Consider the following 15,983-nt stretch of genomic DNA (forward strand, 5'->3'; position numbering starts at 1 on the left):
CCACGAGGAGAGTAAATGCGTCACTATGAAATCGTATTCATCGTCCACCCGGATCAGAGCGAGCAGGTTCCCGGCATGATCGAGCGCTACAAGGCGCTGGTCGAAGCCCAGGAAGGCAAGGTCCACCGGATCGAGGACTGGGGCCGCCGCCAGCTGTCCTACCCGATCCAGAAGATCGCCAAGGCCCACTACGTGCTCATGAACATCGAGATCGGTCCGGTCACGCTGGGTGAGCTCGAGCATGCCTTCCGCTTCAACGACGCCGTGCTGCGCCACCTCACGGTGTCGATGCGCAAGGCCGAGACCGGCCCGTCGCCGATGTGGAAGCAGATCCAGCGCGAGGAGGCCCGCAAGGCCACCGCCGAGCCGGCTCCTGCCCCTGCCCCCGCCGCTGCCGCTGCGGCCGAGTAAGCGCTCGCTGGACGAACGGAGCAGGTGAGGGCGAACAGGATCGAGTTGCTGGGCAGGCTGGCGGCGCGCGAGTCGCTGCGCTACAGCCCGGCAGGCATCCCGATCCTCTCGGCCAGCCTCCAGCACGAGTCCGGGCAGCAGGAAGCCGGGGCCGAGCGCAAGGTGGAGCTCGAGATCGCCGCAGTGTTCGCGGGCCCTCTGGCCTCGAGCGCAGACCGCGTCCCTCTGGGCGCCGGCCTGCAGGTCGGGGGGTTCCTGGCGCCGAAGCGCCGTTCGTCGAAGCAGCTGGTGTTGCACGTAACCGAATTCGAATTGATCGAGGTGTGATATGGCGTACTTCCGCCGTGGTTCCAAAGACAAGAAGAAGCGTCCGACGCAGAGCGCGCTGTTCAAGCGCAAGAAATTCTGCCGCTTCACTGCCGAGAAGATCGAGTGGATCGACTACAAGGATGTCGACATCCTCAAGGACTTCATCACCGATACCGGCAAGATCATCCCCGCCCGCCTGACCGGCACCAAGGCGCGCTTCCAGCGCCAGCTGTCGGAGGCGATCAAGCGTGCGCGCTTCCTGGCCCTGATGCCCTACACCGACAACCACTGAGCACGGGAGAAACAAGATGCAGATCATCCTGCTCGAAAAGGTCGTCAACCTGGGTCAGCTTGGCGACGTCGTCAAGGTCAAGGACGGCTACGCGCGCAATTTCCTGATCCCCCAGCGCATGGCGCGTCGCGCCACCAAGGTGGCGATCGAAGAGTTCGAGGCCAAGCGCGCCGAACTCGAGAAGATCCAGGCCGACAAGCTGGCCGCTGCGCAGGCGCTCGGCGACAAGCTCAACGGCCTGGCCATCGAGATCCCGAACAAGGCTGGCGTCGACGGCCGTCTGTTCGGCTCGGTCACCAACTTCGACATCGCTGAAGCGCTGGTCAAGCAGGGCTTCAAGATCGAGAAGGCCATGGTGCGCCTGCCCGACGGTCCGCTGAAGGCCCTCGGCGAGTTCAAGGTCGAAGTGGCTCCGCACGCCGACGTCGTCTCCGAGGTCAGCGTCACGGTGGTCCAGGAGGCCTGATCGCAGGGGGGCGCAAGCCCCCGCAGCGGCAGTCTTCGAAGGGGCGCTCTGCGCCCCTTCCGCATTTCCGGGGCGCCGCGCGCCGGCTTCGCTAACATAGCCCCATGTCCGCATATCCCAGCCAGTCTTCCTCCACGGGACAGGGGGACCGCGAGGTCTCGGCCCTGCGCCTTCCGCCGCACTCCATCGAGGCCGAGCAATCGGTGCTCGGCGGGCTGCTGCTCGACAATAACGCCTTCGACCGCGTCGCCGACGTGCTGCGCGAGGACGACTTCTACCGCTACGACCATCGCCTGATCTGGCAGCAGATCAACCGCCTGATCGAGCGCAGCCACCCGGCGGACGTGGTGACCGTTTTCGAGTCGCTGCAGTCCGCTGGCAAGGCCGACGAGGCGGGCGGACTGCCCTACCTGAACTCGCTGGCGCAGGAGACGCCGTCGGCGGCCAACATCCGCCGCTACGCTGAGATCGTCCGCGACCGCGCCATCCTGCGCAACCTGATCTCCACGTCAGACCAGATCGCCACCTCGGCCCTCAATCCGCAGGGCAAGGACACCCGCCAGATCCTCGACGAGGCCGAATCGAAGATCTTCCAGATCTCCGAGGAAGGCTCGCGCGGCACAGCCGGCTTCCAGGGTCTGCAGGACCTGCTCAGCAAGGTGGTGGAGCGGGTCGACGAGCTCTACAGCCAGGGCAACACGAGCGACGTCACCGGCGTGGCCACCGGCTTCGCCGACCTCGACCGGATGACCTCAGGCCTGCAGCCCGGCGACCTGGTGATCGTGGCCGGACGGCCGTCGATGGGCAAGGCGCAACCGCTGGATTCGAGGGTGCGCACCCCCGGGGGCTGGAAGCGGATGGGGGATCTGGCGGTCGGCGATGCGCTGGCCTCGGTGGACGGACGGCCGTCGAGCGTCACCGGAATCCACCCGCAGGGAGTGCGCCAGGTCTGGCGGATCTCCTTCTCCGACGGGCGCAGCGCCGAATGCTGCGCGGAGCACCTGTGGCAGGTGCACTGCCGCCACTGGCCGCAGCCGCGGGTGCTGGCCACCGAAGAGATCATCGCGCTGCTCGGGCGCGCCCGCTACCGCGACCGCCTGTGGATCGACATGCCCAGCGGCGACTTCGGCCACACCTCGGATCTCCCGGTCGATCCCTGGGTGCTGGGCGCCCTGCTGGGCGACGGCAGCCTGTGCGGCACGGCGGTGCGCTTCTCCGGCAAGGCCGAGGAAACCCTGGCGCGCCTGCGGGCGCGCGCCGCCGACGGGCTGGCGCTGGTGCCGGCCGGAGGGTGCGACTGGCGGCTGGTGCAGCAGGATCGCGGCAAGCAGGCCGGCCATCACGGGCAGAAGGCCAACCCGCTGAACCGGGCGCTCGAGCAGATGGGGCTGTGGGGGCGCACCAGCGCCGACAAGTTCATCCCGCGCCTGTACCTGGACGCGCCGCGCGCCGAACGGCTCGACCTGCTGCGCGGACTGCTCGACACCGACGGCTGGGCCGAGCGCTGGGGCACCGTGCGGCTGTCGACCGCGAGCCGACAGCTTGCGCAGGACATGGCCGAACTGGTGCGCTCGCTGGGCGGCTGGTGTTCGATCCGCGGCAAGCAGCCCACCTGCACCGCAGGCGGCGAGCGCCGCGCCGGTGCGCCTGCCTGGGTGTGCACGATCAGCCATCCTGACCCCGCCAGTCTCTTTCTGGTGAGCGACAAGCAGGCGAGGGTGGCGGGTGGGCGCCGGCGCCGCAAGCTGCCGGTGATCCGCAGCATCGAGCCCACGCGGGAGACGGCCACGCAGTGCATCTCGGTCTCGCACCCCGGCCGCCTGTACCTGACCGACGACTACGTCGTCACCCACAACACCGCCTTCTCGCTCAACATCGGCGAGCACGTCGCAGTGGACCAGGGCCTGCCGGTGGCGGTGTTCAGCATGGAGATGGGCGCGACCCAGCTCGCGATGCGGATGGTGTGCTCGGTGGGCCGGCTCGACCAGCAGCGGCTGCGCACCGGACGGCTGATCGACGACGACTGGCCCCGGCTCACCAGCGCCATCCAGAAGATGCAGGAGGCCCAGCTCTTCATCGACGAGACCCCGGCGCTGAACTCGCTCGAGCTGCGTGCCCGTGCGCGGCGCCTGTCGCGCCAGTGCGGCCAGCTGGGCATGATCATCGTCGACTATCTGCAGCTGATGTCCGGTTCGTCCAGCGGCAGCAACGAGAACCGCGCCACCGAGATCTCCGAGATTTCCCGCGGTCTGAAGGCGCTCGCCAAGGAACTGCACTGCCCGGTGGTCGCTCTGTCCCAGCTGAACCGCTCGCTCGAGCAGCGGCCGAACAAGCGGCCGGTGATGTCCGATCTTCGCGAGTGCGTCGCTGGCGACACGCTTGTCCTGCTCGCGGACGGTCGGCGCGTGCCGATCCGCGAGCTCGTCGGAACCGAACCCGACGTGCTCGCGATGGACCAGTCGCGCCGCATCGTCGCGGCTCGGTCCGACAAAGTGTGGTCGGTGGGGCGCAAGCCCGTGCTGAAGATGACGCTGGCCAGCGGGCGTGTGCTGCGTGCAACCGCACGGCATCGGCTGTTCACGGGAAGCGGCTGGCGCCTGCTCGGGGAGCTCTCCGAAGGCGACAGAGTGGCGCTGGGTCGCGCCATGCCGGCGCCGGCCTGTCCGGTGCGCTGGCAGGATCACGAGCTTGTGCTGCTGGGGCATCTGGTGGGCGACGGCAGCTATCTGTCGCATCAGCCGATGCGCTACACCACCGGGTCCCAGGAGAACAGCGATGCGGTTCGGGCGGCGGCGGAGGCCTTCGGTTGCAGGGTGAATCGGCACGAGGGGCGAGGCAACTGGCATCAGCTCGTGATTTCCGGCAACGGCAATCGCTGGCATCCGGACGGCGTGGGGCGCTGGCTGCGCGAACTCGGCATCTTCGGGCAGCGCTCCCACGAAAAGCGACTGCCGTCGTCGGTGTTCGGGCTGGAGAGCGGGCAGCTCTCGCTGCTGCTGCGGCACCTCTGGGCCACCGACGGCTGCATCTCCGTTCGTGCGGCGGGCAGCAAGGGCGCTCCGCGCGTCTACTTCAGCACCTGCAGCGAGCCGCTAGCGCGCGACGTGGCGGCGCTGCTGCTGCGCCTGGGTATCGTCGGGCGCCTCAGGGCGTTGCACCGGAGCGGTCGCCGGCCTGTCTGGAACGTCGATGTCAGCGGAGCTGCCGACCAGCGCAGGTTTCTCGAGCGGGTCGGCGCCTTCGGGCCGCGGGAAGAGCCGGCTCGCCGCCTGAGCGAGGTCCTGGAGCTTGCCTCCCGCCAGGGCACCAACGTGGACACCCTTCCGATCGAGGTCTTCGACGAGGTCCGCGCAGCGATGGCGGCCCGAGGCGTGAGCACCCGGCGCATGGCATCCATGCGCGGAACTGCCTACGGTGGCATGTCGCATTTCGCGTTCGCTCCGTCGCGCGATACGGTCGCGTCGTACGCGGAGTGCCTCGACGACGAAGGCTTGCGCCGCGCAGCATCGGACGATCTCTTCTGGGATCGCGTCGTCTCGATCGTTCCCGACGGCGAGGAGGAGGTTTTCGACCTGACCGTTCCCGGTCCGGCCTCCTGGCTGGCGGACGGGATCGTCAGCCATAACTCGGGCGCGATCGAACAGGATGCGGACGTCATCCTGTTCATCTATCGCGACGAGGTCTACAACCCGGACTCCGCCGACAAGGGCACTGCCGAGATCATCATCGGCAAGCAGCGGAACGGCCCCATCGGGACGGTGCGTCTCACTTTCGTCGGCCAGTACACCAAGTTCGAGAATTTCGCCGCCGGCGGCTACGAGTAGCGCAGGCGCGGGCCGGCGCCAGGGATCCGGTGCGCGCCGGGCCCGGTTGCGCCGCTACAGCACCTCGCCCGCGTGGTCCGCCAGCCGCGAGCGCTCGCCGCGCTGCAGCGTCACGTGGCCCGAGTGCGGCCAGCCCTTGAAGCGGTCGACCACGTAGGTCAGGCCCGACGAGCCCTCGGTGAGGTAGGGCGTGTCGATCTGCGCGATGTTGCCCAGGCAGACCACCTTGGTGCCGGGGCCGGCCCGGGTGACCAGGGTCTTCATCTGCTTGGGCGTGAGGTTCTGCGCCTCGTCGATGATCAGGAACTTGCTGATGAAGGTGCGCCCGCGCATGAAGGACATCGCCTTCACCTTCACCCGCGAGCGGATCAGGTCGTTGGTCGCGGAGCGGCCCCATTCGCCGCCCTCGCCCTTGTTGAGCACCTCGAGGTTGTCCTCGAGCGCACCCATCCAGGGCTGCATCTTCTCTTCCTCGGTGCCGGGCAGGTAGCCGATGTCCTCGCCCACCGGCACGGTGGCGCGCGTCATGATGATCTCGGTGTAGCGCTTGCCCTCGAGGGTCTGCGCCAGCCCGGCGGCGAGCGCCAGCAGCGTCTTGCCGGTGCCGGCCTGGCCCAGCAGGGTCAGGAAGTCGATGTCGGGGTTCATCAGCAGGTTCAGCGCGAAGTTCTGCTCGCGGTTGCGCGCAGTGATGCCCCAGACCGCGTTCTTCAGGTGGGCGTAGTCGCGCAGCGTGGCCAGCACCGCGGTGCGGCCGTTGATCTCCTTCACCTGCGCCTGCAGGCCGCCCTCGGCGTCGATGTAGACGAACTGGTTGATCGAGAACGACGACACCAGCGGCCCGCTGACCCGGTAGTAGGTGACGCCGGCCTGCTGCCAGGACTCGACGCCCTTGCCGTGCCTGTCCCAGAAGTCCTCGGGGAGCGCCTGCAGGCCGGTGTAGAGGAGGTCGGTGTCCTCGAGCACCTGGTCGTTGCGGTAGTCCTCCGCAGGCAGGCCCAGCGTGCGGGCCTTGATCCGCATGTTGATGTCCTTGGACACCAGCACCACGTCGCGGCCGGGGAAACGGTCGTGCAGCTCGCGCACCACGCCCAGGATCTGGTTGTCGGCCTTGCCCACCGGCAGGCTGCTGGGCAGCATCGCGGCGATCGCCTGCGTCTGGAAGAACAGACGGCCGCCGGCCTCGCGGTTGCCGAGCTCGGCCAGCGGAATGCCCTCGTCGATCGAGCCCTCGCACAGCGCGATCAGGGAGTCGAGCGAGCGGCTCACCTGACGCGCGTTGCGCGACACCTCGGACATGCCCTTCTTGTGGTTGTCCAGCTCCTCGAGCGTCATCATGGGCAGGTAGACGTCATGCTCGGCGAAGCGGAACAGGCTGCTCGGGTCGTGCATCAGCACGTTGGTGTCGAGCACGAAGAGCTTGGCGGGCTCGGCGGCGGAGCGCTTCTGCGCGGACTTCACCGGACGCAGTGCGGGCCGCGGCGTGGAGGACTGCGCGCGCACGTCGGCAGCTCCTGACCTTGCGGGCGCGGCGGCGCCAGGGGCAGCGGAGCCGGAGCTTGCGCTCCCGGTGGCAGCGGACGCCGCGCCCGTGGCGGCCGTCGCTCCCGTTGCGCCCGTCGCGGCGTCGGGCATCCTGCCCGCGGCGCCGCGCGTCCTGCCACGCTGCGCGGAGCGCGAAGACGGACCGGCGCCCTCGGCGACGCTTTCGACGACGGCCGGCGCAGCCTTGGCCGCAGCGGCGGCTGGTGCCGCCTTAGCCGGCATTTCGCTGGCCTGCAGGGCCGCGGCGGCCGCGGGCTGCGCCGGGGCCACCGCCGCAGCTTCGGCGACAGCTTCGGCGACAGCTTCGGCGGTGGCGGCCGCAGCAGGCGCAGGCCGGGCGCGAACGCGGGCCTTCGGGAGATCGGTCAGGTCAAGCAGCGTGGCCGGCTTGGTCGGCGCTTTGGGCAGGGGCATCTTCGCTCGTGACGAAAAAGGCCGCCGGTCCGGTGGGTTTTCCGGAGCGCAGCGGCCGTGGCTGGCGATGGGGCGTACGGGTGGCGCCCCATGGAGAGGGGACTGCGGTCAGGAAGATCTTGCGGACTCCAGCACTTCATCGACGTGGCCCGGCACCTTCACGCCCCGCCACTCGCGCACCAGCTTGCCGCCGGCGTCGATGAGGAAGGTGGAGCGCTCGATGCCGCGGACCTGCTTGCCGTACATGTTCTTGAGCTTCATCACGCCGAACTGGGCGCACAGCGCCTCGTCGGGGTCGGAGATCAGGTGGAACGGAAGGCCGAGCTTGGCGCGGAAGCCCTCGTGCGATTTCATGCCGTCGCGCGAGATGCCGAACACGGTGGCGCCCGCGGCTTCGAAGGCCTCGAAGCGGTCGCGGAAATCGGAGCTCTCGCTGGTGCAGCCCGGCGTGTTGTCCTTGGGATAGAAGAACAGCACGAGCTTGCGGCCGGCGAGGTCGGAGAGGCGAACCTCGCCGCCAGTGCTGGCGGCGGTGAAGTCGGAAACCTGCTGGCCGACGGTGACGGACACGGAGGCATCTCCCGGCAGACATTCGTGCTGAAACGATAGCACAGCACCGGGAGGCTCCCGACGGGGTCAGGGCGGAAGGAGGGCGGCCACCACCCGCCGGTCTTCGCCCATCAGGATGTTGTAGGTGCGGCAGGCGGCCCCGGTGGCCATGACCTCGATGCCGATCCGTGCCCGCGCCAGCGCCGCCACGAGCCGCGGATGCGGAAAGCGCTGGCGTGCGCCGGTGCCGAAGATCAGCACCTCGGGCGCGTGTTCGAGCAGCGCCTCGAAGTGGGCGCTCTCCAGCGCGTCGAACCCGGCCACCGGCCAGGCCAGGATCTCGCCCTGCGGGCGAAGCACCAGGGCGCCTTCGTGGCGTGTCTGGTTGATCTCGATCCAGCCTTCGCCATAGGCGGTGACCGTGTTCAGCGCGGGATTGAGGTCGGCGTGCAGCTTCAAGACGGAGGCTCCTTCGGGCGCGCGGGCGCCATGCATCTAAGTGGCTGATAATGCTACATTGACAGGTTTATTGCACCGGCCCAATGGAGCCCACTCATGAGTTCGTCGCGCGAGTTTTCCCGCATCAAGCGCCTGCCGCCCTACGTGTTCAACATCACGGCGGAGCTGAAGATGGCTGCCCGGCGCCGCGGCGAGGACGTCATCGACATGAGCATGGGCGACCCCGACGGCTCGGCGCCCCAGCACATCATCGACAAGCTGGTCGAGGCCTCGCAGAAGCCGCACACCCACGGCTACTCGGTCTCCAAGGGCATCCCGCGGCTGCGCAAGGCGATCTCCGACTGGTACAAGCGCCGCTACAACGTCGACATCGACCCCGAGGCCGAGGCGATCGTCACCATCGGTTCCAAGGAAGGCCTGGCACACATGATGCTGGCCACGCTGGACCAGGGTGACGTGGTGCTGGTGCCCAATCCCAGCTATCCCATCCACATCTACGGCGCAGTGATCGCCGGGGCCGAGACCCGCTCGGTGCCGATGCGCCACGGCGTGGACTTCCTCGACGAGCTGAAGAAGGCGGTCGAGCAGTGCAACCCGAAGCCGAAGATGATGATCCTCGGCTTCCCCAGCAACCCCACCGCGATGTGCGCGGACCTGCCCTTCTTCGAGAAGGTGGTGGCGCTGGCCAAGGAGCACGACATCATCGTGGTGCACGACCTTGCCTATGCCGACATCGTGTACGACGACTTCCGCGCGCCGTCCATCATGGAGGTGCCTGGCGCGCGTGACGTGGCCGTCGAGTTCTTCACGATGAGCAAGAGCTACAACATGGCCGGCTGGCGGATCGGCTTCATGGTGGGCAACCGCGAGCTGGTCGCGGCGCTGGCGCGCATGAAGAGCTATCACGACTACGGCACCTTCACCCCCATCCAGGTGGCGGCCATCGCCGCGCTCGACGGTCCGCAGGACTGCGTCGAGGAGGTCCGCAGCAAGTACCAGAGCCGGCGCGACGTGCTGGCCCGCGGCCTGCACGAGATGGGCTGGATGGTGGAGGTGCCCAAGGCCTCGATGTACATCTGGGCGCAGATTCCCGAGCCCTACCGGGCGATGGGCTCGCTGGATTTCGCGCGCAAGCTGCTCAACGACGCCAAGGTGGCGGTGTCGCCGGGCGTGGGCTTCGGCGAGCTCGGCGACGATCACGTGCGCTTCGCGCTGATCGAGAACGAGCATCGCATCAAGCAGGCGGTGCGCGGCATCAAGGAGATGTTCCGCAAGGACGGGCTCCTGCCCAAGGCCGCCGCCTGACCCTTCACAGCCGAGGGCCCCCGGGCCCCGGCACACGGCCCGCGCTGGCGAACCCGGCGCGCGGTCCTCATCGACGGCCGGTCCCACCGGACCGGCAGGGAAACCAGCAATCGTGGAAGACAACGGAGTGGAAAAGTTCGGACCGGTTAGGGTCGGCCTGCTCGGCGCAGGGACCGTGGGCGGCGGCACCTTCGAGGTGCTCTGGCGCAACCAGGCCGAGATCACCCGGCGCGCCGGACGCCGCATCGAGATCGCGCGCATCGCCGACCTGAACACCGCGCGCGCAGGTGAGATCGCCGCGGGGCGCGCCGAGGTCACCGACGACGCGATGTCGGTGGTCACCGATCCCGGCATCGACATCGTCGTCGAGCTGATCGGCGGCTACGGCATCGCCAGGAAACTCGTGCTGGCCGCCATCGAGAACGGCAAGCACGTGGTCACCGCCAACAAGGCGCTGCTCGCGGTGCATGGCAACGAGATCTTCGAGGCCGCCTCGCGCAAGGGCGTGATGGTGGCCTTCGAGGCGGCCGTCGCCGGCGGCATCCCGATCATCAAGGCGCTGCGCGAGGGCCTCACCGCCAACCGCATCGAGTGGATCGCCGGGATCATCAACGGCACCACCAATTTCATCCTGTCCGAAATGCGCGACAAGGGCCTGGCCTTCGACGTCGTGCTCGCCGAGGCGCAGCGGCTGGGCTACGCCGAGGCCGACCCCACCTTCGACATCGAGGGCATCGACGCCGCGCACAAGGCCACCATCCTCGCGGCGATCGCCTTCGGCATCCCGGTGAGCTTCGACAAGGCCTACGTCGAGGGCATCACCAATCTGCAGGCGGAAGACATCCGCTACGCGGAGCAGCTCGGCTACCGGATCAAGCTGCTCGGCATCACGCGCCGGCGCATGGACAACGGCAAGCTGCGCGGCATCGAGCTGCGGGTCCATCCCACGCTGATTCCCGCCAAGCGGCTGCTCGCCAACGTCGAGGGCGCGATGAACGCGGTGCTGGTCAAGGGCGACGCCGTCGGCCACACCCTGTACTACGGCAAGGGCGCAGGCGCCGAGCCCACCGGCAGCGCGGTGGTTGCCGACCTGGTCGACGTGGCGCGAATGCTCACCTCCGATCCCGGCAATCGCGTGCCGCATCTCGCCTTCCAGGCCGAGGCCGTGGCCGACCTGCCCATCCTCGCGATCGAGGAGGTGGAGACCTCGTACTACCTGCGCCTGCGCGTGGCCGACGAGCCTGGCGTGCTCGCCGACATCACGCGCATCCTCGCGGACGCCGGCATCTCGATCGACGCGGCGCTGCAGCGCGAGCCCGACGAGGGCGAGAACCAGACCGACATCATCCTGCTCACGCATCGCACGATCGAGAAGCAGGCGATCGCAGCCATTGCGCGGATCGAGGCCCTGCCCACGGTGCTGTCCAAGGCCACCAGGATCCGCCTCGAAGACCTGAACTGAGACCGGGAACCCGATCAGCATGCGTTACGTATCCACCCGCGGCGGCCTCCAGCCGTCGAGCTTTTCCGAGATCCTGCTGGGCGGGCTGGGGCCCGACGGCGGCCTGGTCGTCCCCGAGGAATATCCGAAGGTCGACGCCGCCACGCTGGCGTCCTGGCGCGGGCTGTCCTACCCGCAGCTGGCCTTCGAGGTGCTGCGCCGCTATGCCGGCGACATCGGCGAATCCACGCTGCGCGCGCTGATCGAGCGCACCTACACCGAGCAGGTGTTCGGCAGCGCCGACATCACGCCGGTGATGGGCCTGGAAGACGAGCTCTACCTGCTGCGCCTGTCCAACGGCCCCACGCTGGCGTTCAAGGACGTGGCGATGCAGCTGCTGGGCAACCTGTTCGAGCATGTGCTCGAGCAGCAGGGGCGGCAGCTGAACATCCTGGGCGCCACCTCGGGCGACACCGGCAGCGCAGCGGAGTACGCGATGCGCGGCAAGCATGGCATCAGCGTCTTCATGCTGTCGCCGCACGGCCGCATGAGCGCCTTCCAGCGCGCGCAGATGTTCTCGCTGCGCGACCCCAACGTCTTCAACATCGCTGTCTACGGCGTGTTCGACGACTGCCAGGACATGGTCAAGGCGGTGTCCGCCGACCTCGGCTTCAAGTCGCGCTACGCGATCGGCACCGTCAACTCGATCAACTGGGCGCGGGTCGTCGCCCAGGTCGTCTACTACTTCAAGGCCTGGCTCGCGGTCACCCAGGCCGACGACGAGCTGGTCTCGTTCAGCGTTCCCTCGGGCAACTTCGGCAACGTGCTGGCTGGTCACATCGCGCGGATGATGGGCCTGCCGATCCGCCGGCTGGTGGTGGCCACCAACGAGAACGACGTGCTCGACGAGTTCTTCCGCACCGGCCGTTACCGCGCGCGCAGCACCGCCGAGACCTCGCAGACCAGCAGCCCGTCGATGGACATTTCCAGGGCATCGAACTTCGAGCGCTTCGTGTTCGACCTGCTGGGACGCGACCCGCAGCGCGTCGCCGCGCTGTGGCGCGAGCTCGACGAGCGCGGCGAGTTCGACCTGGCCGGCACGCCGGAGTTCGCGCGGATCTCCGACTACGGATTCGTGTCCGGGCGCAGCACCCATGCCGACCGGCTCGCCACCATCCGCGCGACTGCGTCGAAGTACGGCGTCACGGTGGACCCGCACACCGCCGACGGGCTGTTCGTCGCCGAGCCCTGGCGCGAGGCCGGGGTGAAGATGATCTGCCTCGAAACCGCGCTGCCGGTGAAGTTCGCCGAGACCATCCGCGAGGCGCTGGGCCAGGAGCCGGAGCGTCCCGCTGCCTTCGAGGGCATCGAGCTGCTCGGCCAGCGCTTCACGCTGATGCCGACGGACGTGGTCGAACTCAAGCGCTACATCGCCGCGCACTGTCCGGCCGTGGCGTGACCGCGCGGCACTGGCTGCTGCTGGTGGCCACCGCGGCCAGCTTCGCCAGTTCCATCCTGATCAACAAGGTGCTGATCGGGCAGCTGCCGCCGTTCACGCTGGCGGCGTCGCGGGCCCTGCTCGCGGCGCCCATCTGCCTGTTGGCGCTGCGGCTGGCCGGGCGCAGGCTGCCCCGCGGCGAGGACCTGCGCACCGTGGTCTACGCAGCGATCGGCGTCATCGTGATTCCGTACTGCGCGCTGGCGCTGGGCCAGCGCACCATCAGCGGCGGGCTGTCGGGCATCCTCTACTCGACCATGCCGCTGTTCACGCTGCTGGCCGCGCACTTCATCCTGCACGACGAGCGCATGGGCCTGCGCAAGCTCTCCGGCGTCGCGCTGGGCGTGGCGGGCGTGGTGGCGGTGATCGGCCCCTCGCTGCTGGGCGGGCTGGGCGCGCATGCGGTGGCGGAGCTGATCACGCTGTGCGGGCCGCTGGCCTATGCGATCGGCGCGGTGCTGATGCGCCGCTCGAAGCACATCGACGCACTGGTGCTCACCACCGGGATGTTCGTGGTGGCGGGCGCGGTGCTGGCGCCGGTCGCGCTGCTCGCGGAGCGCCCGTGGACGCTGGCGCCGGATGCGGCCACCATTGGCTGGCTGCTGCTGATGGTCGTGTTCGGCACCATCCTGCCGGCCGCGCTGAATTACCTGCTGGTGCAGCGCGTGGGCGCCACCCGCGCCTCGGTGGCGATGTTCCTGATGCCGATGATCGCGGTGCTGGCGGGCGCGCTGATGATGGGCGAGCGGCTCGGCGCGCCGGCCTTCGCGGGAATGGCGCTGATCCTCGCCGGCAGCGTGCTCGTCAACGGCGTCGGTTTCGGGCGCAGTGCGCGAGCCCGGGTGCAGGTGAAATCGCAGGCGCAGGCGCAGGCGCAGGCGCAGGTGAAGGCGGAGGCGCAGGCGCAGGCGCAGGCGCAGGTGAAGGCGGAGGCGCAGGCATGAACGTGTTCGGCTTCGCCGGCTGGTCAGGGGCGGGCAAGACCACGCTGATCGAGCAGCTGATCCCGCGGCTGGTCGCGCGCGGCCTGAGGGTGTCGCTGATCAAGCATGCGCATCACTCCTTCGACATCGACAAGCCCGGCAAGGACTCCTACCGGCACCGCGAGGCCGGCGCCACCGAGGTGCTGATCGCCTCCGACAGGCGCTGGGTGCTGATGCACGAGCTGCGCGGCGAGACCGGGCCCACGCTCGACGAGCAGGTGGCGATGCTCTCGCCCTGCGACCTGGTGCTGGTCGAGGGCTACAAGGCCGCGCCGATCCCGAAGATCGAGGTGCACCGCCCGGCGCTCGGCAAGCCGCTGCTGCATCCGGGCGACCCGCACATCGTCGCGCTGGCCGCCGACGCCCCGCTGCCGGGCCCGCTGCCGCTGCTGGACCTGAACCGGCCCGACGAGGTGGCCGAGTTCCTCTGCACGCTCATGGAGAATGGACGATGAAGTCACCGCTGATGCCCTTCGACGATGCGCTGGCGGCGCTGCTGGCGCACGCGGCACCGGTTGCCGGCACCGAGCATGTGCCCACCCTGGAGGCCGACGGCCGGGTGCTCGCGCAGGCTCAGCGCTCGACGATGAACGTGCCCGCCGCCGACAACACCCAGATGGACGGGTACGCGGTGCGCTGCGCCGACCTGTCCGGCGCCACCGGCGAAGCCGTGCGCCTGCGGGTCTCCCAGAAGATCCTCGCAGGCCACCCGGGCTCTGCGCTCGAGCCCGGCACCGCGGCGCGCATCTTCACCGGCGCCGAGATCCCCGACGGCGCGGACGCAGTCGTGATGCAGGAGCAGGCGCAGGCGGACGGCGAGCACGTCCTCATCCAGCACCGGCCCCAGCCCGGCGAATGGATCCGCCGCACCGGCGAGGACATTCGCGAGGGCGGTGTCATCCTGGAGGCAGGCACACGGCTTACGCCGCAGGCCACCGGCTTGGCCGCATCGATCGGCCTTGCCCGACTGCCGGTGCGCCGCCGCGTGCGCGTCGCCTGCTTCCACACCGGCGACGAGCTGGTGATGCCCGGCGAGTCGCTCCCGCCGGGCGCCATCTACAACAGCAACCGCTTCTTTCTCGGCGCGCTGCTGCGCCGGCTGGGCTGCGAGGTGACCGACCTCGGCATCGTTCCCGATTCGCTCGAGGCCACTCGCGCCGCGCTGCGCGAAGCGGCCGCCGGGCACGATCTGGTGCTCACCTCCGGCGGCGTGTCGGTGGGCGATGCCGACCACGTCAAGCCCGCAGTGCAGGCCGAAGGCAGCCTGGATCTGTGGCAGATCGCGATCAAGCCGGGCAAGCCGCTGGCCTACGGGCGGGTGCGGCGCGGGCGGCAGGACGCGGCCGACGCTGCGCCCTCGGGTGCTGCGGCCTCGGGTACTGCGGCCTCGGGTGCTGCGGCCGGGCCCGACCTCGGCGAGTTCGCCCACTTCATCGGCCTGCCGGGCAACCCGGTGTCGAGCTTCGTCACCTTGCTGCTGCTGGTGCGGCCCTTCGTGCTGCGGCTGGCCGGCGCGCGCGACATCGCGCCGCAGGCCTTCCCGCTGCGCGCCGACTTCGACTGGCCGCGGCCCGACAAGCGCCGCGAATTCCTGCGCGCGCGCGTCAACTCCGATGGGGGGCTCGACCTGTTCCCCAACCAGGGCTCCGCGGTGCTCACCTCCACGGTGTGGGCGGACGGGCTGGTGGACAACCCCGCGGGCCGGGCGATCGCGCGCGGCGAGACTGTGCGCTTCTTGCCGATGGCGGGATTGCTGGGGTGACGCGCAGGCCAGCCTCGGACGGAGGGACCGACCGTTCGGAGGCTTGACCGATCCGAAATCATGCGCATAAAGTATGCGCATGGAACATACCGTTCGCGAGCAGGCTGCCATCTACGACGTCACGGCGCCAAAGCGGGCCGCCAACGTGTCGGTCAATGCCGATCTCCTCCGGCGTGCCCGAGAACTCGGAGTGAACTTCTCTGCCGTCCTTGAGCGCGCGCTCGTCGACGCCGTCCGCACTGCCGCACAGCAGCGCTGGCGCGACGAGAACCGCGAGGCCATCGAGGCCTACAACCTTCATGTGGAGCGGGACGGCTGCTTTGGCGACCGCCTGCGTTCTTTCTGACCCATCAGACATCCCTGCTGGGAGCCATGGCGCAGTTCGATGTTCACGCCAATGCAGACCCGGGCAGCCGGGCGCGGATGCCTTACCTGGTCGACGTTCAGTCCGATCTTCTGGGTGATCTGGCCAGCCGCGTCGTCGTTCCTCTCGTTCGTGCCGACGATTCCGTGCTGCGTCCCCTCGCGCGCCTGACGCCGGTGTTCGAGCTGGAGGGGCGGGAGTTCGTTTTCGTCACTCCCGAACTGGCCGGCGTGTCGCGCTCGGTGCTGGGTCGCAAGGTGGCGTCGCTCGCGTCTCGCCGGCACGAGATCGTGGCCGCGTTCGACATGCTGATCAGTGGCGTCTGAGCCGTTCGGCTGAATCGCGGCTGGTGCTGGAGCTC

General features: G+C 69.1%; 16 protein-coding genes. 13 read left to right on the plus strand and 3 right to left on the minus strand.

Annotated features, from left to right (window positions below; genetic code table 11):
* Positions 1-15 precede the first annotated feature (15 nt).
* The 5 genes from rpsF to dnaB all read left to right on the plus strand — a co-directional run bounded on the left by rpsF (position 16) and on the right by dnaB (position 5,302).
* A complete protein-coding gene (gene rpsF / locus HNQ70_RS05075) occupies positions 16-411 on the plus strand; it encodes a 30S ribosomal protein S6 (RefSeq protein ID WP_183964905.1) in 396 nt (131 codons plus the stop codon).
* Between the two features lie 24 nt (positions 412-435).
* Positions 436-738, plus strand: coding sequence for a primosomal replication protein N (priB, locus tag HNQ70_RS05080; RefSeq protein ID WP_183964916.1), 303 nt, complete (start codon positions 436-438; stop codon positions 736-738).
* 1 nt (position 739) lies between these two features.
* Positions 740-1,012 carry a 30S ribosomal protein S18 gene (gene rpsR / locus HNQ70_RS05085; RefSeq protein WP_183964918.1) on the plus strand — a complete coding sequence of 91 codons (273 nt, stop codon included), beginning with the start codon at positions 740-742 and terminating at the stop codon, positions 1,010-1,012.
* 16 nt (positions 1,013-1,028) lie between these two features.
* Positions 1,029-1,478 carry a 50S ribosomal protein L9 gene (gene rplI / locus HNQ70_RS05090; RefSeq protein ID WP_183964920.1) on the plus strand — a complete coding sequence of 150 codons (450 nt, stop codon included), beginning with the start codon at positions 1,029-1,031 and terminating at the stop codon, positions 1,476-1,478.
* 104 nt (positions 1,479-1,582) lie between these two features.
* Positions 1,583-5,302 carry a replicative DNA helicase gene (gene dnaB, locus HNQ70_RS05095; protein WP_183964922.1) on the plus strand — a complete coding sequence of 1,240 codons (3,720 nt, stop codon included), beginning with the start codon at positions 1,583-1,585 and terminating at the stop codon, positions 5,300-5,302.
* 54 nt (positions 5,303-5,356) lie between these two features.
* Here the strand turns inward: dnaB and HNQ70_RS05100 are convergent, their stop codons facing one another.
* The 3 genes from HNQ70_RS05100 to HNQ70_RS05110 form a co-directional block, all read right to left on the minus strand.
* The gene (locus tag HNQ70_RS05100) at positions 5,357-7,261 is read right to left on the minus strand and encodes a PhoH family protein (RefSeq protein ID WP_183964924.1); all 1,905 of its coding nucleotides are present in this window, start codon (positions 7,259-7,261) and stop codon (positions 5,357-5,359) included.
* A gap of 108 nt (positions 7,262-7,369) precedes the next feature.
* Positions 7,370-7,831: a redoxin domain-containing protein gene (locus tag HNQ70_RS05105; protein WP_183964926.1), complete on the minus strand. Its 462-nt coding sequence runs from the start codon at positions 7,829-7,831 to the stop codon at positions 7,370-7,372.
* A 66-nt stretch (positions 7,832-7,897) separates the two neighbouring features.
* The gene (locus tag HNQ70_RS05110) at positions 7,898-8,269 is read right to left on the minus strand and encodes an Mth938-like domain-containing protein (RefSeq protein WP_183964928.1); all 372 of its coding nucleotides are present in this window, start codon (positions 8,267-8,269) and stop codon (positions 7,898-7,900) included.
* A 96-nt stretch (positions 8,270-8,365) separates the two neighbouring features.
* Here HNQ70_RS05110 and alaC point away from each other — a divergent pair, with 96 nt between their 5' ends.
* The 8 genes from alaC to HNQ70_RS05150 all read left to right on the plus strand — a co-directional run bounded on the left by alaC (position 8,366) and on the right by HNQ70_RS05150 (position 15,948).
* Entirely contained in the window at positions 8,366-9,574 is a 1,209-nt protein-coding gene (gene alaC / locus HNQ70_RS05115; RefSeq protein ID WP_183964930.1) for an alanine transaminase, read from the plus strand.
* Between the two features lie 112 nt (positions 9,575-9,686).
* Complete coding sequence (locus HNQ70_RS05120; protein WP_343060645.1) at positions 9,687-11,036, plus strand: homoserine dehydrogenase; 1,350 nt, start codon at positions 9,687-9,689, stop codon at positions 11,034-11,036.
* 19 nt (positions 11,037-11,055) lie between these two features.
* Complete coding sequence (gene thrC / locus HNQ70_RS05125; RefSeq protein WP_183964932.1) at positions 11,056-12,474, plus strand: threonine synthase; 1,419 nt, start codon at positions 11,056-11,058, stop codon at positions 12,472-12,474.
* On the plus strand, positions 12,471-13,457 hold the full coding sequence (locus HNQ70_RS05130; protein WP_183964933.1) for an EamA family transporter: 987 nt from the start codon (positions 12,471-12,473) through the stop codon (positions 13,455-13,457). Before thrC ends, HNQ70_RS05130 begins: the two co-directional genes overlap by 4 nt.
* Positions 13,454-13,951, plus strand: a complete 498-nt coding sequence (gene mobB, locus HNQ70_RS05135) for a molybdopterin-guanine dinucleotide biosynthesis protein B (RefSeq protein WP_183964934.1) — start codon at positions 13,454-13,456, stop codon at positions 13,949-13,951. Before HNQ70_RS05130 ends, mobB begins: the two co-directional genes overlap by 4 nt.
* A complete protein-coding gene (locus HNQ70_RS05140) occupies positions 13,948-15,258 on the plus strand; it encodes a molybdopterin molybdotransferase MoeA (RefSeq protein WP_183964935.1) in 1,311 nt (436 codons plus the stop codon). The genes mobB and HNQ70_RS05140 overlap by 4 nt, the downstream gene beginning before the upstream one ends.
* Before the next feature lie 79 nt (positions 15,259-15,337).
* Positions 15,338-15,604: a type II toxin-antitoxin system CcdA family antitoxin gene (locus HNQ70_RS05145; protein ID WP_183964937.1), complete on the plus strand. Its 267-nt coding sequence runs from the start codon at positions 15,338-15,340 to the stop codon at positions 15,602-15,604.
* A gap of 26 nt (positions 15,605-15,630) precedes the next feature.
* Positions 15,631-15,948, plus strand: coding sequence for a CcdB family protein (locus HNQ70_RS05150; protein ID WP_183964939.1), 318 nt, complete (start codon positions 15,631-15,633; stop codon positions 15,946-15,948).
* The last annotated feature ends 35 nt before the right edge of the window (positions 15,949-15,983 follow it).

Source organism: Quisquiliibacterium transsilvanicum (assembly GCF_014202215.1).
Classification (GTDB): domain Bacteria; phylum Pseudomonadota; class Gammaproteobacteria; order Burkholderiales; family Burkholderiaceae_E; genus Quisquiliibacterium; species Quisquiliibacterium transsilvanicum.